A 22,056-nucleotide genomic window follows, 5' to 3' on the forward strand; every position below is an offset into this window, starting at 1 on the left:
TTTCAACGTTATTTATTTTTGTTATAATTGACACTTACGTAAAAAGGAAAATATGATGAAAAAAATCATAAAACTTTTTAAAGCGCCTTTAAGTAAGTTCGCCCTTTTAAGAGATTTTTTATTAGCATCAATCTTAACCGGATTTTTAAGCGGTATTTTTGTCGTTATATATGATCTCCTTGCAAAAATAATATCAAGAATACTTTATAAAGGCGATCCAATATCCACTATTCCTAATCTGCCGGTATGGTATGTTTTTATAATTCCTATTATATCCATTTTAATCGTAAATTTTATAATCTCTTTTGACAAAAGCGTTAAAGAATACGGGGTAAGCGAAATAGCGGAAATCGTAAGCGAAGAAAAAGAAATGATCACCATTAAAAATCTTTTTTTAAAGATTATAGCTTCAGCCATTTCAATCGGAAGCGGGTTTTCAATGGGTAACGAAGGTCCTTCAGCCGCTATAGGAGCTATGATCGCTTATAAAATCCACCATTTGTTAAAATTTCCCGCAAACCTTATAAAACCTCTAATAAGCGTAGGAGCCAGCAGCGGTATTGCAGCAATTTTCGTATCTCCTATCACAGGCATAGCGTTTGCAATAGAAAGTATTGCATATAACTTTGTAAAAAGCTACATTTCTTTTATTATTGTCGGAAGCCTGAGCGCTTTTACCATTTCCGTAAAATATCTTGATTCTTTTACTTTTGTCTATTCGGCCGGAAGAATAATAGACGACAGGTATATATATCTGACCGCGGCGTTTATTCCTTTTATAACATTTTTTATTTATCTGTATTTGACTCTTCAGGATAAAATCCTATATGTTTTAAATTTAAAACTTTTTAACAGATTCGGCAAATTCAAAGATATCATATTCGCAATAATTGGAGGAAGCGTAATAGCTTTGATTCTGATAATAAGTCCTTACGCTGGCTTTACAGGCCATAATATTGTTACACTTCTTATAAACAGTGAAAAAACGATTCCTATTCTATTTATCGTTGAACTGCTTTTGTTAAGAATTTTCGCCACATCTTTTTCAATATATTCAAACGCGATAGGAGGTATGTTCGTTCCTTTGATGAGTATCGGGGCTTTGGTCGGATATCTGTTTGGAGAAATAGTTTTTAAAATGCATATAGAAATAGAACCTTTCTATTTTGCCGCGATTGGAGCAGCCGTTTTTATGGGAGTGCTTATGAAACTTCCTTTAACTTCCATTGTTTTAGCCCTTGAAATCACAAACGATTACAATGTCGTTGTCGCAACAGGTGTAAGCGTTGCCATAATTTCTTATCTAACAAGATTAAATTTCAATATCAAAAAATTCAACACAATTAATATAAATTTCTCTGATCTTAAGATTCATTGACCGCAGTCAATGCATTAAACTTTCCAAAAGACTAAAATACTCTCGTAACAAAATTTTAAGGAGTACTAATGTTCGGTTTATTCGGAAAAAAAGAAGAAACAAAAAATAACGCTTGTGATCTGCAGTTTTTATGCTGGCAGTGTGAAATGAGTGCACCAGGCGGATGTGGAAGCCATGGTGAAAGCAAAGGTGTTTGCGGTAAAACATCTACAAAATCAAGACTTCAGGATTTAATGATATACGGTCTTAAAGGTCTCAGTGCATACAGAGAGCATGCAAGAGAGCTTATTGATATGAACAACCCTGATGAAAGACAAATATTAACTGAAATTGACGATGTAAACTCTGAAACGTTATATTTCACACTTACAAACGTAAACTTCAACTTTGACGAGCATATCGCTCAGCTTATGAAAGTTGGACAAGCCGGTGTAAAAGTTATGGATTTATTAAGCGAAGCACATACAAAAGCACTTGGAATCCCGGCACCTGTAGAAGTTACTCAAAACAAAGCGGAAGGTAAAGGAATCCTTGTTTCAGGACATAACCTTGATATGCTTGAAAAACTTCTAAAAAGAATAGAAGAAAGAGGACTGAGCGATAAAATCAACGTATATACTCACTCAGAAATGCTACCTGCACACGGTTATCCTCATCTTAAAAAATTCAAAAACCTAAAAGGTAACATCGGTAAAGCTTGGTTCGACCAGACTGATATTTTCAGCAAATGGAACGGAACATGTGTAGTAAACACTAACTGTATCGTACCGCCTGAAAAATCTAAAAAAGTACAAAACTATATCGACAGACTTTATACATATAAAATCGTAGGTATCGAAGGTGCTAAAAAAATAGAAAACGACAACTTTGATCCGCTAATCGATCAGACTTTAGAACTGCCTGATATTACAGGATTCGACAGTGATGAAAAACTTGTAACAGGACATCACTACAAAACAGTTCTTGACGCATTCGGAGCAAAAATCCTTGATGCGATTAAAGAAGGTAAACTAAAAAGAGTATGGGTTATTGCAGGATGTGACGCACCTGGTAAAAAAAGAGACTATTTCAGAGAGTTAGCTCTTGCAGTACCTAAAGATCATATCATTATCACATCAAGCTGTGGTAAATTTAGATTCAACGACATCGATTTCGGAACAGTACCTGGTACTGACATTCCAAGATATATCGACCTTGGTCAGTGTAACGACAGTAACGGTGCAGTTCATATCGCACTTGCGGTTGCTAACGCTTTAGGTGTAGAAGACGTAAATGATCTTCCGGTATCAATCGCGCTTCTATGGATGGAGCAAAAAGCTATTATTATTCTTTTAGCATTATTAAGCCTTGGAATAAAAGATATTTTAATCGGGCCAAACGCTCCTCAATTTGCCGACGAAGCTATCGTTAACTTCTTAGTTGAAAACTTTAACTTCGGTGTAATCAGCGGTGATATTCACAAAGATTTCGGTAAAGAACTTGCTTCTTAATTTTTCTCCCTCCTTTGTGGGGCCTTTGTGCCTCTTTTTATACTATAATTACGACAAAAAGGTATTAGTATGCTCATAGAAAAAGTAAATCCGGTTGCATTTGAACCGATGAACGAAATACACAACAGGGAACTTCACTATGTAAACAGTTTATATGACGCTATCATAAACGGAAAAGACATAGAAAAAGCATATGAAGAATTTTTAAATGACGTAAAAGAACATTTTGCTTTTGAAGAAAAACTTATGGAAAAATACAATTTTTTTGCAATTGTTCCTCATAAAATGGAGCATGCCAGAATATTAAACGAACTTACAGAACTTAAAAGCAGACTAAATGACACTGAATATCTTAAAGATTATTTAACAAAGGCGTTTATACCTTGGCTGGAAAATCATATTAATACAATTGATACGGTTACGGCAGGGTTTTTCAAAATGATAAACGCTACCATGTAAAAAACTCTTTTATTTTTTCTTTATCTTTTACTATTAACTTGCTTCCGGTATTTTCAATTATTCCGAGTTCTTTAAATTTTTTAAGTTTTCTGCTTAATGTTTCAGGTTTTATATTCAAAAGACTGGCAATGCTGTGCTGTTTAAGTTCTCCGAACATTTCATCATTGTCATATATAAACTTTGCTATTTTTGTTTCGGTATCAAGGATAAGATTATCCTGAATAAGATCGTCTAAAAATTTCATTTTTTTAAGAAGAGAACTCATTATGGAAAAACAGACATCTCCGTTTTTCATAAATTTTTTAAAAGGTTCAAATTCTATTTTTAAAATAATTCCGTCTTCATCCATTGCACAGTTGGCGGGATAAGGCATATTTTCGAAATTTGCAAGTTCAGCAATTAAAGACACGGGCAGAAATTTGTGTATTACAAGCTCATTGCCTTTATTGTCTACTTTATACACTCTTACACTTCCGCTGATAAGAAGATGAAGATACGCAGGATTTTCTTTTTCATAAAATACTATTTCGTCTTTTTTTAAATTTTTTACGATTGTAAACTTTTCTATCTCTTTGATCTGCTCGTCGCTGAGACCTTTAAACAAAAAAAGGTTGCCTAAATCCATATATACCTCTTTTTGTTGTAATTTTATCACAAGACCCCAGCTTCTTTACAATTTATTTACGTTTTTTAGTCAATTTTATTACATAAAGTAATAAACAATTATTCAATAACCTGATATTTTTTTAAATCCTCTTCTGATATTCCGTCTATTAAGTTCATTTTTTTTAGTTTTTCAATTACTTCAGGTGTAGTATCGACATCTGGCGGCCACTCACGGTTAAAACCGTCTATTTTACTTTTGTTTGTACCGTCTATACCTATGATTTCCTCAATCCATACATCCCTAAGCGCATCAATATTGTTTGTCACCCTCCATACAAGCATATACGGATTAAACGTTTCGGGAGTGTTTATAAACACTACAACTCTTAAATGCTCTTTGAGTTCTTTTAACTTATCGAAAATTTCCCTTGCGGGCTTTGTTTTATTGAATTTGATCACACATACCGGATTTTTGGTATCCGTCATATACTGTTTAATTTCCTCCACACTCTCATCAAGCGCTTTTATTTTCTCCAACAGCTCCTCATCATCTAAAATTCTCAATTCTCCATTCTCAATTCTCCATTCATGCGTTGCATCCACTCCAAGCTTTCCGCCTACAAGTTCTTCTACGCTTGAATGGTCAAGCTCGTCTACAACACCTTTGCTTATAAGCACTTTTTCAGGATCCAGATTGTTAAGTATATATCTTGTTATGTTTTCATAATCTCTAAGTTCAGGCGCATCCTCACCTACAAAAACCGCGTGTTTTACAAAACTCATCTGCCCGACACCCCACAAAGAGTGCATTACCTGCATACTGTGTCCGGGATATCTCGGAGCTATTTTACAAAGAATTAAGTTATGAAAAACCCCGTTTTCAGGCATTGCGTAATCAATTAAATCAGGTGAAGTGGTTTTAAGCAGAGGCAGAAATATTCTCTCTGTCGCATAACCCATATATTTGTCTTCCAAAGGCGGTTTCCCGACAACAGTTGCATAAAACACAGGGTCTTTTTTAGTTGTAATGGTTTCTACATGCATAACCGGAAACGGCTTTTTAAGCGTATAATATCCGGTATGGTCCCCAAACATTCCCTCAATTTCCATCTCTTCAGGTTCGCACCACCCCTCAATTACAATATCCGCATCCGCTGGAATCTCAATATCATTGCTTATACATTTGACAAGTTTAGGGCTTTCGCGTCTTACGAATCCGTACAGCATTACTTCAAATATCCCGGGAGGCATCGGTGCGGTGGCACACCATGTCCACAGAGGGTCTCCCCCTATTGCAACGGATACAGGCATTTTTTTGCCTGCCTTTTTATACTCCCAAAACAAGTGTGCGCTGTCTTTATGTATCTGCCAGTGCAGTCCGAGTCTTTTATCGTCATATATCTGAAGTCTGTACATTCCCACGTTTCTGACACTTCCGTCAAGACTTTTGGTATAAACCTGTCCCATTGTGATAAATTTCCCGCCGTCAAGCTCCCATGTTTTAAGTATCGGAAGATTAGAAAGTTTTGCGGCGTCTCCCCGGTATACTCTGTACTGACACTCTGCGGATTTAACGGTTTTTGGAATTGTGTTTTTAATTGCAAACAGCTTTCCGAACGCTTTTAATTTTTCACTAAGTGTTTTAGGAGGTTTCATTTTAATAAGACTTTCAATCTCACCTGCTATTTCATCAAGCTCTCTTCCAAATATCTCTCTTACAACCTCATCGTTTGCAAAAATATTCATAACAACAGGCATATCAAACTTTTTGCCGTTTTCCACAGGGTTTGTAAACATCAGTATTTTAGGATTTTCTTTTTTTGCTTCTATATAAGCCAGATGCGGTATTTCAAGATTAATATCCAAAGGCTCGTCTATAATTTTTATATGTTTTTGCAGATCACTTAACTTCATCACCGTCCTTTAACAACATCATTATTTTAGAAAGCAGTATCATTATTTTAAAAACCTCTTTTAATAAATATTCTTTTTCTTCCAAATCTTCCGGATAAGAAAGCATACTTAAAATCTCCAATGCCTTTATTATAGCTTCGCTTATTTCATTCCCGTAAACAGAATTAAGCTCCTGTCTTAATTTTTCCAAATCTTTGCTTAAAACAAAATCTTCCGGTAAAAAAGGAGCAAAAAACAAGGCAAGCTCACGTGAAAGCTTTTCATAATTGCCGTCAAAATATTTCATTAGCTCTTCTTCAGAAATATCCGTGTTATGAAATTCGTCATAAAATTCAGCATATTTTTCCAGACCGTATTCTTTTAAAAAATCATTTAAACTTTTTTTATCATATGATTTAAAAAGAAAATAGAGTGCTATTTCACTGAATTTGCCGTTTTTTAATTTTTCAAGCATTTTCATCCTTAAAGTGTCTGTATTGAAAAAGAGCCTTTAAAACCCCGTCTTCTATTTCGGCAAGAGAAGGTTTTCTGAGTTTCAGTTTTAAATTAGGTGCATACATAAGTTCTCTTACGAAATTACCAAGATCCGGTTCATGTCCAACTATAGCCACCACACCGTCTTTATTTTGTAAAACCTGTTTAAGTTCAATCATACCCGCACCCGGATACAGCAAAGCAGTTTCTTCAAAAAAAGCATTAGGGTAATAAGATTTTAAAATTTCCGCAGTCTGTTTTGCTCGCAGGGCTTTAGAAGTTACGATATAGTCAATTTCCGGATATATTTTTTCTATATGTTTGAAAAATTTTTTAGCTCTTTTTATACCTTTTTCCACTAAAGGCCTTTCAAAATCGTGTCCGTTAAACTCTTCCCTTTCCATTGCCAGAGAATGCCTGATAAATAAAAGCTTCATTTTGTTTTCCTTAAAAGTACTCCCGTTAAATAAAGCGAATTCGGTATATTCAAAACATAAGGATGGTCATAATCCTGTTTTAAAAATTCCAAAACTGACAAATAAGAATTATCAATAATACTGCTGCTTAACGCCAAATCCAGCAGATCTTTTGAAGTTATTGAATGTGAGCAGCTAAAAAGTGCAAGACAGCCTCCGTCTTTAAGCAGTTTTAAAGCGTTTACTATTAAATATTTCCAGCCCTTAATAGCCCCGTTTCTCGCTTTTTTATTTTTAGCAAAGGCCGGCGGATCTATAATAATCAGATCATACGTTTCTTTTTCTTTTTCAAGAAACTTAAAAACGTCCGCTTTAATAATATCGTAATTCTCAACTCCGTTTAATTCACAGTTTTTTTCTATCTGTGAACAGGCAAGTGCCGAAATTTCTACGAATTTAGTATATTTGGCATTTGCATAAATACCAAATCCTCCCGCATTGGCAAACAGATCCAGTGTTTTTTTATTCCCGAATTTCCCTACTAAATATCTGTTCTTTCTTTGATCAAGGAAAAATCCGGTTTTTTGTCCTTCTTTTAGGCTTGTCAAAAATTTTTTATCATTTTCTTCTATTATAAATTCGTTATCTACATTGCCGTATACAGTATGGGATATAACTTCCAGCCCTTCTTTTTCTCTGATTTTATCTGCTTTTTCATATATGCCTTTAGGATTTAACAGTTCAATCAGTATTTCAAGTATTACACCCTTAAAATTATCCATACCCGCAGTGGTAAAACTCACAACAAGATTGTTACCGTATTTATCTGCTATAAGACCCGGCAGAAAATCCGCTTCCGAATGAATAAGTCTTAAAGCATTAGTAGTGCTTGCGTTTATTTTCCACAAACCGTTTTTAACAGGTCCGTTTTTTCTTTTTTCAATCGCTTTTTCTATTCTGTTTTTAAAAAACTCCCTGTCTATGTTTACTTTTTCAAAGCTCAAAACCCTTGCCGTAATTTTACTTTCCGGATTAACAAATACCGTTGCCGCATATTCGCCTTTATAAACAAGATCGGCTATACTGCCTTTATCGCATTCAGGTATTGAAACTATTTCGTTTTTATATATCCAGGGCACTCTTCTTTTCAGCTTGTTAAAAGCCTCTTTTGTTATTTCTACCTTCATTTTCCGTCTTTCATTTTAAAGTGATATATTTTCCGTTGCTTTTTATGTATTCTATCAAATTTTTATAAGTTTGGCTGACAATCAGCGTTTTAGCGTCTCCGATAATGACAAGTTTTCTTTTTGCTCTGGTAATCGCTACATTCAAGCGTCTTATATCTTTTAAAAAGCCTATTTCCTCTCTTTCGTTTGCCCTGACTAAACTTAATATTATTATTTCCTTTTCCCTTCCCTGAAATCCGTCAACACTCTTAACTTCCAGCAAATCACTTTTTACTTTACATTTTTCACTCTTCACTAAACTTTTTATGTATTCCTCATGGTCTTTATACGGAGTAATTATCCCTATATGCTCTTCCTTAGCACCGTTTTTCAAAAACTCTTCAACGAGTGAAACTACAAATTCAGCTTCTTTCGGATTGTATTTTGAAGGTGAATCTTTTTTACTTTTTTCCATAAATTTGCCGCATGTGTCTATAAATACAGCCGGTATATACTCCCCGTACATTTCACTCGGCTGGATATTAAGATCTCTTATCGTTATATCCTTAATTTTTTCATAAGTTTTTACTTTGCACTCATAAAACTCACAGCTTGGAAATTCATTTATTTTTTCATTCATACGGTATTGTATTTCAAGAGTATGTAAAACATTCGGATATAAAGCGCTGAATCTTTCAAACATACTTATTTTCAGTCTTTCGTCATTGCTTAAAATAGTAGGAGGAAGCTGTTTGTGGTCTCCGGCAAATATTACACTTTTACCTTTAATAAAAGGTATCAGGCTGCTAGGCTCCATCGCCTGAGCCGCTTCGTCTATAAATACCGTATCAAAATCCCTGTTTTCCAGAAATTCTCCTCCGCATGCCGAATTTGTAGCAAAAATTATTTCAGCGTTATTTAAAACATCATTCATAATCTGTTCGATTATTTCGTTTTTCTGATCGTACAGTTTATTTATATTCTTCTGAATTTTAAGCCATTCGGCCATTTCTCTCATCCATTCTTTCAGTACTCCTCTGGCCCCTTTGCCCTCTTTTGCATATTTTAATATTTCCTCATCGCTTAAACCTCTTCTCCTTCCGGGAGTCGGTTTTTTATATCTTTTATCCTGCAGATATTTCAAATCATCGATTTTTTTAATTATTTTTTCAACCTCTTTATATCTTTTATCGCGTCTTATTTTTACATCCAGCGAATATTTCATAAGTTTAGAATCCATTTTCGCAGGATGTCCAATTCTTACGACATTATATTCCTTGAGTTTCTCAAGCAGGTTGTCAACAGCTACGTTGCTGTCGGCGGAAACAAGCAGTTTTTTGCCTATATGTTTTTTGATCACCTCCGCAAGAGTTGTAGTCTTACCGGTTCCCGGAGGTCCGTGTATAAGAAAAACGTCTGAATTAATGGATTTGCTAAGCGCTATGTTTTGAGATTCGTTTAAAATATCGCTTTTTTCGTCAACCGTTTCAACTTTCGGCTCTTTTTTACCGAGCAGTATTTCCTTAGCATTTTCAATTTTCAATTCTCCATTCTCAATTTTTTCAAGCGCTTTTTTCATTCTTTTAAAAGTTATATCGTTTACAAACAGATCAAGTCTGTAAAGTTTTGAACGGAATATCGGTTCTTTTGAATATACTTCTATAAAATTTCTCCCAACACCGCTTACAGTCGCCTCCTGGTTAAACTTAAGGGGTTCTCCTTTGCTTATAAGCACAATATCTCCGGCTTTAATCTGATGTTCAGGCATATTGTTTCTGTTAAATCTGTATATTTTAAAATCCAGAAATTCTCCGACATATTTCATTCTAAGCCCTAACACCGCACGGCCTCTTTTTTGTCTTTCTCTGCCGCTTAACCTTTTTATTTCATTTAAATGAAACTCTTTTTCCGCCAGACGTTCTTTTTCTATCAATTTTTCAAAATATTCAACATATTCTTTTACTGTCTTAAATTTATACAACATATACTCCTATAGCATAAAATATTATTAATAATGATACCAGATTTATACCATAAAATAGCCTTTTTGAAAAAAATGAAAAAACACTTCCCAATATAAAAAACAGCCCGAACCATAAAGGGATTTTCACCGTTACAAAGTAATCTCCAAAATGAAGAAACTTTTCTAAAACAGAATCGAACACTCCCCCGAAACCTATCATATGAAGAAAAATTTCAAAAGGATAAAACAGGGTAAACAGTATGTTTATAACGGGAGAAAAAAGCTGGTATAAATTGAAGTTTCCGAAAAACACATGCGAAACAACAAACATATTCAAAAACATATAAAAACTCAAAATAAGAGAATTTATAAACGTAGGCTTGTAATATCTGAAAAACAGATAAATATAAAACACCCCCAATATACTCAAAAAATAGCCGAGGCTGAAAACTTTGCTTCCGAATATTATTAAAGAAAGAAAAAATACTGTAATCAATACTTTCAGGGAAAAAGGGTTTTGAAGATTGTAAGCATATAAAAACACAACAATTTCAAGTATATACGCCCTGATAAGAGAAGGCGGAAATCCTGTAATATAAAGATATAAAAATTCAATAACAAAAACAGCCGCGGCCAAATCCGCAAATCTGTTCCGGTATGGAAAACGTGTTTGAAACAGTTTATAAAACGGAGTCAAAAAAACATACAAAAACACGGACAAAAAACCTAAATGCAGACCGCTTAACGCTACTAAATGCGAAACACCCAGAGTGCTCAGCTCCTGCCTCGTTTTATGACTGATACTTTCTCCCAAAAACAGAGCCTTAAAAATATCTGCCGTTTCTTTTCTCAGATGCTGTTTTTCTATATATTCGTCAGCCTTTGAAACCGGCAGAAGTTTAATATTAAAACTCGGAGCATAAAAGGTAAACATGAAACCGCTAAAAGCTATATTAGACGTTATAATACTTAAAGAGAGTTTTTCATTTAACAGATTTTTTAAATCTTCTTTGGATGTTGTATAAAAACTGAGCGTCCTGTTTCTAAGCTTCAAAACATAATAATCGCCTCTTTTCCCTTGTTTTTTATATTGATTAACCACATTTGCGTTTATATTTTGAACCTTATGATATTTAAAATCAAGATAGTTGAAAAAAGAGATCTGGAATCTGACCGTTATAAGAATAACAGCAGCCAAAATTAAAAATTTATTTTCTGAAAAATATCGCGTAATTTTAAAATATACCGCAAAAAGCGGCGGTTTTAATCTATCTGATTTTGACAAAATCTCCATATATCATTCTCTATTCCCTAAATGGAAGGTATTTCTATCTGAGCCTCGCTCATTTGAATTTCCTGTACTTCACTGACTTTATCTGTAAACAGTACATAATTCTTATGAAACAGCATTTCGACTGTGCCCGTCGGCCCGTTTCTCTGTTTACCGATGATTATTTCGGCGTCTTCAACTTCTTTTTCTTTAAACTCTATCTGAACGGCTTTTCCCTGCTCCATTGCTTCTTTTTGTTTCTGCTTCGCCTCCATCGCTTTATAAACGTCGTCTCTGTATATAAACATGATTATATCGGCATCCTGTTCAATTGCGCCTGATTCTCTAAGGTCGCTCAGCATCGGCCTTTTGTTAGGTCTGCTTTCAAGTGAACGGTTAAGCTGTGAGAGCGCAATAATAGGTATCTGAAGCTCCCTTGCCAAAAGTTTCAGGCTTCTTGAAATTTCAGCAATTGCCAGATGCCTTTCTTTTAAATCCGAATTGATAAGCTGAAGATAATCCACTATTGCCAAAGAGAGTTCCGGATTTTGAATTTTAAGCTTTCTGAGTTTTGCTCTGATGGTATGAATATTTACATTACCTTCGTCATCTACAAACAGCGGTTTTTCGCTTAATTCGTCTGCAACAGCCGTAAGCTTGCTCCATTCATTGTCATCGAGATTCCCCCTTCTTAAATCCTGAAGCGGTATTTTCCCGGCTGAGCTCAGCATTCTAAGCATCAGCTGATCAGCCGGCATTTCAAGTGAAAATATTGCCACGCCCTTATTCTGTTTTAATACATTTAAAGCAAGATTTAAAGCTAAAGCCGTTTTACCCATAGAAGGTCTTGCGGCTAAAATAATCAGATCACCTTCTCCAAAACCGCTTGTCATTCTGTTAAGTTCAACGTAACCCGTATCAAGTCCCGTTACGATTTTATTCTGTTTGCTTACCTGGGCTTTGATATATTCAAGCGTTTCATCTATAATAACCTGTGAATTTTTAAAGTCTCCGGCAAGATTGGAAGTTGCGATGCTAAAGAGTTTGCCCTGTATTTCTTCTACTTCTTCAATAGCTTTTTTATCGTCTTCCAAAACTGTTTTTTTAATTTCATTGGAAAGATGTATCAGCTCCCTTTTAACCGCAAGATCCTTAATTTCCCTCGCATAAGCTTCGACAGCCTCAATAGGGGCCGTTCCGAGTATTTCCAAGAAAAGCTCTTCATCAAATTTATTCTGTTTAGTAAGATAGTCTCTTAAAAATATTTCATCAATCGGATAGTCTTTTTTAGAAAGATCCTCCATCGCCGCAAAAATATTCTGATGAAAAGGAAGATAAAAGTCGGAAGGTTTAAGAATAGCCGCCACGTCTTCATATATTTTCCCGTCAAACAATATGGCGCTCAGTATCCCTCTTTCTATATCCAGGTTGTAAAGTTCCACTATTTTTCCTTTTATAGCATTTATGTTAAAATTATAAAAAAAGGTTTTTAATGATTTTAAAAATCACTTATCCTTACAAAGATTCTTTGGCAACATTGCAATACAGAAGTATATATATCCAAACGGATGACAAAGAATTAATAGAAAATCTTAAAGCCACAAAAAACCCTATTGATATTGGTGTTATTTTATCTGAAAACGAAGAAAAATTCAAAATGCTCGAAAACGCAAAAGAAGATTACGAAATTGTAATCGACGAAGTTTTGGCTAATCCTGATTTACGTCTCCATTTTCCCGGTCAGTAGTTTTTAATATGTGTTTTTTAATATGCTTAACGGCATCATACAGGTCCTGAGATTCAAAAAGAGTTTTTAGTTTTGTTCTTTTTTTCTTAGGAAGTGCCCTTATCAGTTCTTTAAGCTCCTCGTCGTTTTTCGCTTTTTTAATCTCTTCGGCATGTTCGCCTAATATTTTAAGAATTCTCTCTTCCGTAATTTCTATTTTTCTAAGCAGCATAAAAATAAAAATAAATGCCATAGAGGCAATACTTAGCCCCACGATATATATCATAGTAGTTGCGCTCATTCACTCTCCTTTTTTACTTCTTCCAAAAACCTCTCAAGCAGTTCGCTTTCTTTATATTTGCCTATTATTTCGCCTTTTTTAATAATAAGCCCGTACCCTTTGCCGCAGGCAATCGCAACATCCGCTTCTTTTGCTTCGCCTATGGCGTTAACCACACAGCCCATGACCGCAAGATTAAGAGGTTTTTTTATATTTTTGGTAGCTTCCTCAACAGCTTCAACAATAGGAGGAAGGTCTACTTCTATCCTCCCGCAGGTAGGACATGAAATAATATTGACCCCTTCTTTTGAAAGTCCTAAATCTTTCAATATCGCTTTGCCTACTTTTATCTCCTCTTCAAGCTCTCCGGTTATTGACACCCTCATAGTATCGCCTATACCTTCCAGAAGCAAAGCGCCAAACGCGGCAGCGCTTTTAATAGTTGCATGAAATTTGGTTCCGGCTTCGGTTACACCCAAATGAAAAGGATATTCGACAAGAGGTCTTAACATTCTGTACGCTTCAACCGTTCTTTGAACGTCGCTGGCTTTTAGTGAAACTTTTATATCCCTGAAATCAAGATCTTCAAGAAATTTAATATGCCATAAAGCAGACTCAACCATGGCTTTAGGCGTCTGGCCGTATTTGTTTTCAAGATGATCTTCAAGGCTTCCGGCATTAACACCTATTCTGATAGGAATATTTCTCTGTCTGCATGCGTCGACAACTGCTTTTACTCTTTCTTTTCCGCCTATATTTCCCGGATTAATACGAAGAGCGTCTACCGCTTCAGCGGCTTTAAGTCCCAGCTTGTAATTAAAATGTATATCCGCTACAACCGGAAGGGGAGAGTTTTTTTTAATTTCTTTTAAAGCGTTTGCGTCTTCCTCATCCAAAACTGCCACCCTGACGATATCAGCACCCGCAAAATAAAGCCTGTTAATCTGCTCAAGAGTAGCTTTTATATCTTTTGTTTTTGAATAGGTCATAGACTGCACCGAAATAGGAGCATCTCCTCCTATTTCGACGTTTCCGACTTTTATTTTCCTTGTTGGATATCTGCTTATCAAAATTAGACCTTTTTTGTGCGATTATATCAAACTTTTTTGAAATGATATATAAATTCAGTGTTTCCTTCTTTTCCTTTAATACTAGACTCTTCTTTTCTTATCAGCTCCCAGCCCAGCTTTTTACATTCATTTTCAAAATTAATCATAGCAGATTCTACAGCCTTCATATCGGTTACAACGCCTTTTTTATCTCTTTTGGCCTCTCTTCCGACTTCAAACTGCGGTTTAAAAAGAAGTATAATGTCTTTTTTTGCCAGTGTATCTATTTTATCAGTAATTTTAAGCAGTGAAATAAAACTGACGTCACTCACAATAACGTCAAATTTTTCATTATATACAAACTCTCTTATATCGGTATTTTCATAAAGTTCTATTTTATGGTTGTCTCTAAGCGTTTTATGAAGCTGACCGCTTCCTACATCCACACTTACTACCTTTTTAGCACCCGCTTCCAAAGCAACCTGCGTAAATCCTCCGGTACTTGAACCTATATCCAACACATACTTGTTTTCAAAAGTAATATTGTATTTTTCAAGATAGTTTTTCAGTTTATATGCGGCTCTTGAAACGTATCCGTCATTTTGCACAACTTCAATTTTATCGTTTTCGTCAATTTTAAATGACGGTTTTTTAATGATTTTATCATTAACTTTTACATATCCGCTCTTTATAATTTCCTGCGCCTTGTTTCTGCTAAATGTATATTCATTTGTTACCAAATACTGATCAAGCCTCATTATTTTCACTTTTTTTAGCAAATTTTAACAAAAATTATTCACATATTCACATTATTTGCTATAATAATCGAAACTAAAAAAAGGAGAAAAAATGGGATTTAGCGGATTTATAGCAATTTCTATGTGTGTTATTGCGACAGGAATTATTCTTTCAATAGTTGCGGGTGCAGTTAAAAAAGCACAATAATAATTCTTCTCCCTTTTACGGGATCAGCCCAGTAAATCTTTTAACGATTTTAACGGTTCTTTATTTTCATAAATAATTTTATATACTTCGTTTGCTATCGGCGTATAAACTTCGTTCAGTTTTGCCAGTTTATAAATCGCTTTTGTTGTATACACCCCTTCAGCCACTTCTCCAAGTTCATCCAATATATCATTAAGAAGTTTTCCTTTGGCAAGATTAAGTCCTACCCTGTAATTACGGCTCATAGTGGAATTTGCTGTCAAAAACAGATCTCCCGAACCGGCCACACCTAAAAAAGTGTCTTTTCTTGCTCCGAACTTTTCTCCGAATCTGTCCATTTCCACAAGTCCTCTGGCTAAAAGCGCGGCTTTTGCATTAGACCCCAGATTCAGCCCTTCGCATATCCCGCCGGCTATGGCTATCACGTTTTTATATGCTCCGGCAACTTCTACGCCTGCCACATCGTCATCGATATATATTTTTAAAAATGTAGGGAAAAATGTTTTAAATTGTTCAGCCAAATCCGTATTTTTAGAAGCGATTACAAGAGCCGTAGGCTTGTTTTCCCTGACTTCTTTTGCGAAAGAAGGCCCTGAAATAAAAGCGAGATTGTCAGGAGACACATATTCTTCAAAAATTTCATTTAAAAATTTGAGTTTTTCGTTATCTATTCCTTTGCTGGCTACGAGTATTTTTTTCTCAGAAAGATCAACTTTTTTTAAAAAATCTTTAATCGACTGAGCAGCAATAGCTATTAAAATATATTCATTTTCCAGCGCTTTGTCCAAATCAGCGAATCCTTCAATGTTTCTTTTCGTCCTTGAGGTGATTACTGCATCAGGTACCATCTGTTTAATTGCATAATATAAAGCGCTCCCCCAGGCTCCCGCACCTATAACGGATATCATATCATACCTCCGTGTTGAAATAGTTCAAGATCATTTTTAAATCTTTCAATTTCTTCTACGTCTCCGACTACAACCAAAATATCGCCCTCGTCTATTTTATGGTTATAACCTTTTGTAACAAACTGTACGTTGTCTGAAAGCTCTTTGTCAACAATACCTATAATTAACAGATTGTATAACGAAGAAATATCTTTAAATATGTCTTTAATATATTTACCTTCTAAAAAAGAATTAGGAGGTATCACTATTTCAGCAAAAGAAAGCTTGTTGTCCTGAAAAATTATTTCTTCTATAACTTTCAGGGTTAAAGGCTTTTTCAGTATAGTCATAATTCTGTTTGCCGTAACTTCGTAAGGATTTATCAGTTTGCTAACTCCTGCAAGTCTGTATTTGTATTCATTGTCTTTGTCTGCAACTTTCGCGATTATCTTTTTATCAGGAAACAGATCTCTTAACGTAAGACATAAAAACAGGTTTTTATCTTCATCATGAAGAACAGCTATAGCTATATCAAACTCTTCTATTTTAGCAATTTCATCATCGTCAATATTGTGAAGCTTTACTACGTCGTAAAGCTTTTCCCTGGCTCTTGCTTCTTCTTTTTCATCCAAAACCACAATAACGATATCTTTTTTATTTAAAAATCTCGCTACTCTTTCCCCAAAATCGTCAAATCCGAATATAGCTATTCTCATATACTACTCTTTTCAATCTGATATTTAAAGTAATTCACACTCACACTGTAACCCATTACAACCAGAATATCGCCTTCTTCAAGTTTTAAATCAAAAGGAGGGTTAAAATAAAAATGGCCTTTTTCAATCTGCAAGGTCTCATTAAGAAGTGGAGACTCGTTCCTTTTTAATACCCCGAACAGAATAATTTTATACTTGTCAAAATCAATTTCTCCTACAAGTTTACCGTCAAGAATAGAATCTTTAATAACGATAATTTCATCAATAATAGCATTTCTTCTTTCAGTTAAAATCGCATCAATCACTTCAAAAGTAATAGGATTTCCTATATATTCCGCAGTCAGTAAAGCGGTAACGGTAGACGGAACCACTACGTGATTCGCTCCCGCTTTTTTTATTTTGCTTACGTTTCTTTCGTCATTTGCCAGTGCAATAATTTCAGCTCCTTTGCTGTAAGCTTTTACACTTAATACGATAAATGAATTACTGATGTCGTTATTTGTAAGTACGAATATTTTTGATATTTTGCTGAAATCAAGCACCTGCAAAAATGTCTTTTGTGTAATATCGCCTTTTAATGTGATATACCCTTTATGGTTAGATTTTTCAACTCTGTCTTCATCCATATCCACCACAACAAAATCTATATTGTCTTTTTTAAATCTTTCTGCAAGAATTTCCGCTTCGTTAGAATATCCGCATATTAGATATACATCTTCCATATGTTTTATTTTTCTCAAAACCCTGTCCGCTTTAAGTTCATTCAGTTTTTCCGTAAAAGCGGAAGCTATAATTGATGTGGAGAATGAGATAAATCCGATACCCACTACAATCAAAAACATGGTAAGAACTTTACCTTCCTGGGTAACCGGGGTAATATCTCCGTAACCGACGGTGGAAATGGTAATTAAAGACCAGTATATCGCATCGAATATTGTTTCGATTTTAGGATTTATGTGCGCTTCAAAAACATATATGACAGCACCGCCTATAAACGTTACGAAACCTACAGCCAGCAATAATATTGTAAGTTCGAATTTTTTACTCGCTAAAACCTCTATAAACGTATTAATACTTCTCGTATATCTTAATATTTTAAATAGTCTGAAAATAACAAAAATTCTTAGTATTCTTAAACTTCTGAATCCTGGAAGATTTGCAAGAAAGTCTATAATTGCAAAAGGGGATTTAATATATTCCCATTTTTTCAAAAATGCTTTTTTTATTACGTTTTTAAGAGAAAACTCCCGTTCTAAAAAAGTGGATTCTTCATACTCTTCTATAATGATTTTATGCGTGTCGTTATATACCCAAAGCCTTATAAGATATTCTATCGCAAATATAAAAGTTACAACGTAAAAGTCAAACTCTTCAACCCACGGATTAAGATCGTGCTTAATATCATATAAAAGTATGCCAACGCTTGTAATAACCAAAAAAAGCATAAAAAAATCAAAAAATTTCTTTGGCGTATAATCGTCATCGTTCATTAAACGCCTGAAAAAGCCTTTGATTTTTTTATATCTGGTATTACTGTCAATATAAAAAGCAAAAGCCACAAGGGCTTTTACAATGAATTCTTTCAATCTCAAGACAGCTTGCTTTTAAGTATTTTATTTACAACTTGAGGATTTGCTTTTCCGCGGCTCGCTTTCATAACCTGTCCGACAAAGAAACCGAACAGTTTGTCTTTACCTGCTTTATATTCAGCAACTTTATCTTCATTTGCCGCCAAAATTTCATCAACCATTTTTTCTATGGCGCTTTCGTCGCTTACCTGTTTCAATCCGAGTTTATCTATTGCGACATCAACTTCTATTTCTTCTTCCATTAATAAATCAAGCACTTTTTTACCTCCTGCGCCGCTTATGGTGTTATCTTTAATTCTTAATATAAGTTTTGCTAATTTTTCACTGCTTACAGGAGAATTTTCTATTGCATATCCGGCTTTATTCAGTCTTCCTAAAAGCTCGACTGCCAGCCAGTTGTTAGCCATAACAGGTTCACATCCTCTTTCAACAAGATCTTCAAAATATGCAGCAAGTTCAGGTTCTGACGTCAGAACTCCTGCATCATATTCTTTTAGACCGAATTCTTTCATGTATCTTTCTTTTTTCTCATCCGGAAGTTCCGGTATTTTCACATCAAAAAACTCATCCGGAACAACAAGAGGCAGTAAGTCAGGATCCGGAAAATATCTGTAATCTGCAGACTCTTCTTTTCCTCTCATACTTCTTGTTTCGCCCGTTTTAGAATCAAACAGTCTGGTTTCCTGTACTACTTCATCTTCGTATTCGTCATATTCATACGCCTCAATATGTCTTTCAATTTCATACTCTATTGCCTGTTTGATAAATCTGAATGAGTTGATGTTTTTAATTTCAACTCTTGTACCGAACTCTTTTTGGCCTTTAGGTCTTACAGATACGTTGGCATCACATCTGAATGAGCCTTCCTGCATATTCGCATCACTGATTCCAAGGTATTTGACAATAGCGTGAAGTTTTTTAAGATAAGCAATAGCTTCATCGCTGCTTCTCATATCCGGTTCGCTGACTATTTCAAGAAGCGGCGTCCCGGCTCTGTTTAAATCAACTTTACTTACATCGCCGTCATGTATGTTTTTACCGGCGTCTTCTTCAAGGTGCGCTCTTGTAATACCTATTTCTTTCGTTTCACCGTTAACTTCTATGGTTAAACTTCCTTTACCTACGATAGGAATCTCAAACTGGCTTATCTGGTATCCTTTTGGAAGGTCTGGATAAAAATAGTTTTTTCTTGCAAAAATAGATTTTTTATTAATTTCGGCATTTACCGCTTTTCCAAACATTACGGCTTTTCTGACAGCCTCTTTATTTAATACAGGAAGAGCTCCCGGCAGTCCCAAACACGTCGGACACGTATTGGTATTAGGCGTATCTCCGAAACTGGTGGCACAGTTACAGAAAATCTTTGTTTTAGTATTTAACTGAACGTGAACTTCAAGACCTATTACAACTTCATAATTTTTGCTCATTAATTCTCCTTATTTTTATATTTCATTAACCCTTCTCAACTTCACTACTAACCTACTTACCTACTCCACTACAAATTTATAACCGTTTTTATGAAGGGCTCTTTTAATAGCCTCCTGATGCTCAAGACCTCTTGTTTCAAGAGCTATTGTCACGTTTGCATCTCCGATAGCAAGATTAAGATCCGTTCTGTCATAACCTATTTGCACTATATTCGCTTTTTCAGCCGCAAGTATTTCAGTCAGTCTTTGAAGAGCTCCCGGTTTATCAACCAGTCTGATAATCAGTTTCATTTTCCTGTGTGATTTTAACAAACCTTTTTCTATAATCAGATTAATCATTGTCACATCGATATTACCGCCGCTCAGCACAACTCCTACTTTTTTAGGAGCTGTAAATTTAATCTTATGATGCAGTAAAGCCGCTACTCCCACAGCTCCTGCGCCTTCTACGACAACTTTTTGTCTTTCCATTAAAAACAGAATCGCATTTGCGATTTCTTCATCATCAACCTCAACAATGTCATCAACCACTTCTTTTACAAGTTTAAACATTTTAGGATTGGTATCCCTTACCGCTATACCGTCAGCAATCGTTTTCACAAAAGTGGTGTCCTGAACGCTTCCGCTTAAGAAGCTCAGTCTCATAGCCGGCGCACCCTCCGCGGTAACTCCGATAACTTTTATATGGGGATTGATCTGTTTTACCGCGCTTGCAATTCCGCTGATTAAACCGCCTCCTCCTATAGGAACGATAATATAATCAAGCTCAGGCACCTGTTCCAGCATTTCTATTCCGATTGTTCCCTGTCCTGCAATAACTTTATCGTCTGCAAAAGGATGAATAAACTCAAACCCTTTTTTTTCGGCCAGTTTTACCGCATACTCATAAGCTTCGTCATAATTATTACCTGCAAGTACGACTTCTCCTCCGAATTCTTTAACGCCCGTTACTTTTGTAAGCGGCGTAGCTTCAGGCATTACGATTATAGCCGGCACGTTAAAATAATTAGCACTGAAAGCAACACCCTGCGCATGATTTCCGGCACTTGCGGCAATAACGCCTTTTTTTCTTTTTTCTTCCGGAATAGAAGCTATTTTATTAAAAGCCCCTCTTAATTTAAAAGCCCCGGTAATCTGTAAGTTCTCTTTTTTAAGGTATATTTCGTTTCCGACTTTTTGCGAAAGTATAGGAGCATACGCAAAAGGTGTTTTATAAACTACTTTTTTTATTCTTTTGTGAGCCTGTTTTATTTCTTCAAAAGGTATCATAACAATCCTTCTTTCTTACATCTGATATGATCAACCATTATACATCTGTCCTCAACATAAAACACACCGGCTTCTTCGGCGATTTCTTTAGATTTCTCATTTACAACGCCTTCTTGAAGAAAAACACATTTTATTCCCGGCAGCTTTACCGCTTTTTCCACAATAGGAGGCGTATCTTCCCCTTTACGGAAAATATCTACAATATCTACTTCAAAATCAATTTCATCAAGACTTCTGTAAACCTTTTCACCTAAAATTTCTTCTTCTCTCGGATAAACAGGAATTATTTTATAACCGTTCTCCTGCATATATTTTGCAACCTGATTAGATGCTCTGTGTTCTTTTGGAGAGAGCCCTACCACAACTATCGTTTTCGCGTTTTTTAAGACTTCGCATAAATTTTTATCGCTTTTTTTGGCGCTTGGAAGCTCACAGGCATTCATTTTGTACCTTTTTTAACAAAATTATAGCAAAAAATGCCCAAAACACTTGATTTTTGGTAAAAAAAAAGAGTAAAATTTTTTGTACCCAACTAAAAAGGAGGAAAAATGAAAAAGTCAGAATTAATCGCAGCGGTAGCAGAAAAGTCAGGTCTTAGCAAAAAAGATGTAAACGCAGTTATAGATGCTACTATCGAAGCAATGGAAGAAGCTCTAAAAGCAGGTAAAAAAGTTAGTTTTATCGGATTCGGAAGTTTTGAAGTTGTAACAAGAGCTCCAAGAGTAGCTAGAGTTCCTGGTACTAACAGAGAAGTTAAAATCCCTGAAACTAAATCTGTAAAATTCAAAGTTGGTAAAAAATTAAAAGAACTTTTAAATAAATAAGTTCTTTTTTTCTTTTTTATTTAATCATTTAACTTTCTTAATATAAAATCAAAAATCTTTTTATCAGTTCTTGAATTTTAAATAAATTATCGATATAATTTCAATCCTTGCCGGCGTGGCGGAACTGGTAGACGCGTCGGACTCAAAATCCGATGGGCTCTGCCCATGTGGGTTCGAGTCCCACCGCCGGTACCATTACTTATTTAAT

At 35.1% G+C, this 22,056-nt stretch carries 22 protein-coding genes and 1 tRNA gene; 6 read left to right on the plus strand and 17 right to left on the minus strand.

The features are described from left to right. The first annotated feature begins 55 nt into the window (after positions 1-55). The 3 genes from C3L23_RS05480 to C3L23_RS05490 all read left to right on the plus strand — a co-directional run bounded on the left by C3L23_RS05480 (position 56) and on the right by C3L23_RS05490 (position 3,327). Entirely contained in the window at positions 56-1,378 is a 1,323-nt protein-coding gene (locus tag C3L23_RS05480; RefSeq protein WP_127680638.1) for a chloride channel protein, read from the plus strand. Between the two features lie 68 nt (positions 1,379-1,446). Next, positions 1,447-2,868, plus strand: coding sequence for a hydroxylamine reductase (gene hcp, locus C3L23_RS05485; protein ID WP_127680640.1), 1,422 nt, complete (start codon positions 1,447-1,449; stop codon positions 2,866-2,868). Between the two features lie 69 nt (positions 2,869-2,937). Further along, positions 2,938-3,327 carry a bacteriohemerythrin gene (locus C3L23_RS05490; RefSeq protein ID WP_127680642.1) on the plus strand — a complete coding sequence of 130 codons (390 nt, stop codon included), beginning with the start codon at positions 2,938-2,940 and terminating at the stop codon, positions 3,325-3,327. On the opposite strand, the gene C3L23_RS05495 is transcribed toward C3L23_RS05490, so the two are convergent. The 8 genes from C3L23_RS05495 to C3L23_RS05530 all read right to left on the minus strand — a co-directional run bounded on the left by C3L23_RS05495 (position 3,317) and on the right by C3L23_RS05530 (position 12,578). Beyond that, positions 3,317-3,982 (minus strand): Crp/Fnr family transcriptional regulator, encoded by a 666-nt coding sequence (locus C3L23_RS05495; RefSeq protein ID WP_246831047.1) that lies wholly within the window; start codon positions 3,980-3,982, stop codon positions 3,317-3,319. The two genes, C3L23_RS05490 and C3L23_RS05495, sit on opposite strands and share 11 nt — an antisense overlap. Positions 3,983-4,050: 68 nt before the next feature. After that, positions 4,051-5,847, minus strand: a complete 1,797-nt coding sequence (locus C3L23_RS05500) for a menaquinone biosynthesis decarboxylase (protein WP_127680644.1) — start codon at positions 5,845-5,847, stop codon at positions 4,051-4,053. Further along, a complete protein-coding gene (locus tag C3L23_RS05505; protein ID WP_127680646.1) occupies positions 5,834-6,301 on the minus strand; it encodes a hypothetical protein in 468 nt (155 codons plus the stop codon). Before C3L23_RS05505 ends, C3L23_RS05500 begins: the two co-directional genes overlap by 14 nt. Beyond that, on the minus strand, positions 6,294-6,758 hold the full coding sequence (locus C3L23_RS05510; protein ID WP_127680648.1) for a histidine phosphatase family protein: 465 nt from the start codon (positions 6,756-6,758) through the stop codon (positions 6,294-6,296). Before C3L23_RS05510 ends, C3L23_RS05505 begins: the two co-directional genes overlap by 8 nt. Continuing rightward, complete coding sequence (locus tag C3L23_RS05515; protein WP_127680650.1) at positions 6,755-7,924, minus strand: class I SAM-dependent rRNA methyltransferase; 1,170 nt, start codon at positions 7,922-7,924, stop codon at positions 6,755-6,757. Before C3L23_RS05515 ends, C3L23_RS05510 begins: the two co-directional genes overlap by 4 nt. A gap of 10 nt (positions 7,925-7,934) precedes the next feature. Next, on the minus strand, positions 7,935-9,887 hold the full coding sequence (locus C3L23_RS05520; protein WP_127680652.1) for an IGHMBP2 family helicase: 1,953 nt from the start codon (positions 9,885-9,887) through the stop codon (positions 7,935-7,937). Beyond that, complete coding sequence (locus tag C3L23_RS05525) at positions 9,877-11,151, minus strand: ComEC/Rec2 family competence protein (protein WP_168175715.1); 1,275 nt, start codon at positions 11,149-11,151, stop codon at positions 9,877-9,879. Before C3L23_RS05525 ends, C3L23_RS05520 begins: the two co-directional genes overlap by 11 nt. Positions 11,152-11,177: 26 nt before the next feature. Further along, positions 11,178-12,578: a replicative DNA helicase gene (locus tag C3L23_RS05530; protein WP_127680656.1), complete on the minus strand. Its 1,401-nt coding sequence runs from the start codon at positions 12,576-12,578 to the stop codon at positions 11,178-11,180. Positions 12,579-12,628: 50 nt separating this feature from the next. Between C3L23_RS05530 and C3L23_RS05535 the strand changes: the two genes are divergently transcribed. After that, complete coding sequence (locus C3L23_RS05535) at positions 12,629-12,883, plus strand: hypothetical protein (RefSeq protein WP_127680658.1); 255 nt, start codon at positions 12,629-12,631, stop codon at positions 12,881-12,883. Here C3L23_RS05535 and C3L23_RS05540 read toward each other — a convergent pair. The 9 genes from C3L23_RS05540 to C3L23_RS05580 all read right to left on the minus strand — a co-directional run bounded on the left by C3L23_RS05540 (position 12,846) and on the right by C3L23_RS05580 (position 21,467). After that, on the minus strand, positions 12,846-13,163 hold the full coding sequence (locus C3L23_RS05540) for a 4-hydroxy-3-methylbut-2-en-1-yl diphosphate synthase (RefSeq protein WP_127680660.1): 318 nt from the start codon (positions 13,161-13,163) through the stop codon (positions 12,846-12,848). The two genes, C3L23_RS05535 and C3L23_RS05540, sit on opposite strands and share 38 nt — an antisense overlap. Then, positions 13,160-14,212 (minus strand): flavodoxin-dependent (E)-4-hydroxy-3-methylbut-2-enyl-diphosphate synthase, encoded by a 1,053-nt coding sequence (ispG, locus tag C3L23_RS05545; protein WP_127680662.1) that lies wholly within the window; start codon positions 14,210-14,212, stop codon positions 13,160-13,162. The genes C3L23_RS05540 and ispG overlap by 4 nt, the downstream gene beginning before the upstream one ends. A gap of 26 nt (positions 14,213-14,238) precedes the next feature. After that, positions 14,239-14,949, minus strand: a complete 711-nt coding sequence (locus C3L23_RS05550) for a TlyA family RNA methyltransferase (protein WP_127680664.1) — start codon at positions 14,947-14,949, stop codon at positions 14,239-14,241. Between the two features lie 210 nt (positions 14,950-15,159). Continuing rightward, positions 15,160-16,044 carry an NAD(P)H-dependent glycerol-3-phosphate dehydrogenase gene (locus C3L23_RS05555; RefSeq protein ID WP_127680666.1) on the minus strand — a complete coding sequence of 295 codons (885 nt, stop codon included), beginning with the start codon at positions 16,042-16,044 and terminating at the stop codon, positions 15,160-15,162. Next, positions 16,041-16,739 carry a TrkA family potassium uptake protein gene (locus tag C3L23_RS05560; RefSeq protein ID WP_127680668.1) on the minus strand — a complete coding sequence of 233 codons (699 nt, stop codon included), beginning with the start codon at positions 16,737-16,739 and terminating at the stop codon, positions 16,041-16,043. Before C3L23_RS05560 ends, C3L23_RS05555 begins: the two co-directional genes overlap by 4 nt. Continuing rightward, complete coding sequence (locus tag C3L23_RS05565; RefSeq protein ID WP_246831048.1) at positions 16,736-18,325, minus strand: potassium channel protein; 1,590 nt, start codon at positions 18,323-18,325, stop codon at positions 16,736-16,738. Before C3L23_RS05565 ends, C3L23_RS05560 begins: the two co-directional genes overlap by 4 nt. A 2-nt stretch (positions 18,326-18,327) precedes the next feature. Further along, positions 18,328-19,755 carry an Asp-tRNA(Asn)/Glu-tRNA(Gln) amidotransferase subunit GatB gene (gene gatB / locus C3L23_RS05570; RefSeq protein WP_127680672.1) on the minus strand — a complete coding sequence of 476 codons (1,428 nt, stop codon included), beginning with the start codon at positions 19,753-19,755 and terminating at the stop codon, positions 18,328-18,330. A gap of 60 nt (positions 19,756-19,815) precedes the next feature. Next, positions 19,816-21,024 (minus strand): threonine ammonia-lyase, encoded by a 1,209-nt coding sequence (gene ilvA / locus C3L23_RS05575; RefSeq protein WP_127680674.1) that lies wholly within the window; start codon positions 21,022-21,024, stop codon positions 19,816-19,818. Then, positions 21,021-21,467, minus strand: coding sequence for a CoA-binding protein (locus C3L23_RS05580; protein ID WP_127680677.1), 447 nt, complete (start codon positions 21,465-21,467; stop codon positions 21,021-21,023). The genes ilvA and C3L23_RS05580 overlap by 4 nt, the downstream gene beginning before the upstream one ends. A gap of 105 nt (positions 21,468-21,572) precedes the next feature. Between C3L23_RS05580 and C3L23_RS05585 the strand changes: the two genes are divergently transcribed. Further along, positions 21,573-21,848: an HU family DNA-binding protein gene (locus C3L23_RS05585; RefSeq protein ID WP_127680679.1), complete on the plus strand. Its 276-nt coding sequence runs from the start codon at positions 21,573-21,575 to the stop codon at positions 21,846-21,848. A 109-nt stretch (positions 21,849-21,957) separates the two neighbouring features. After that, positions 21,958-22,043 (plus strand) — tRNA-Leu (locus C3L23_RS05590). Positions 22,044-22,056 lie beyond the last annotated feature (13 nt).

It is taken from the genome of Nautilia sp. PV-1, assembly GCF_004006315.1.
GTDB lineage: Bacteria > Campylobacterota > Campylobacteria > Campylobacterales > Nautiliaceae > Nautilia > Nautilia profundicola_A.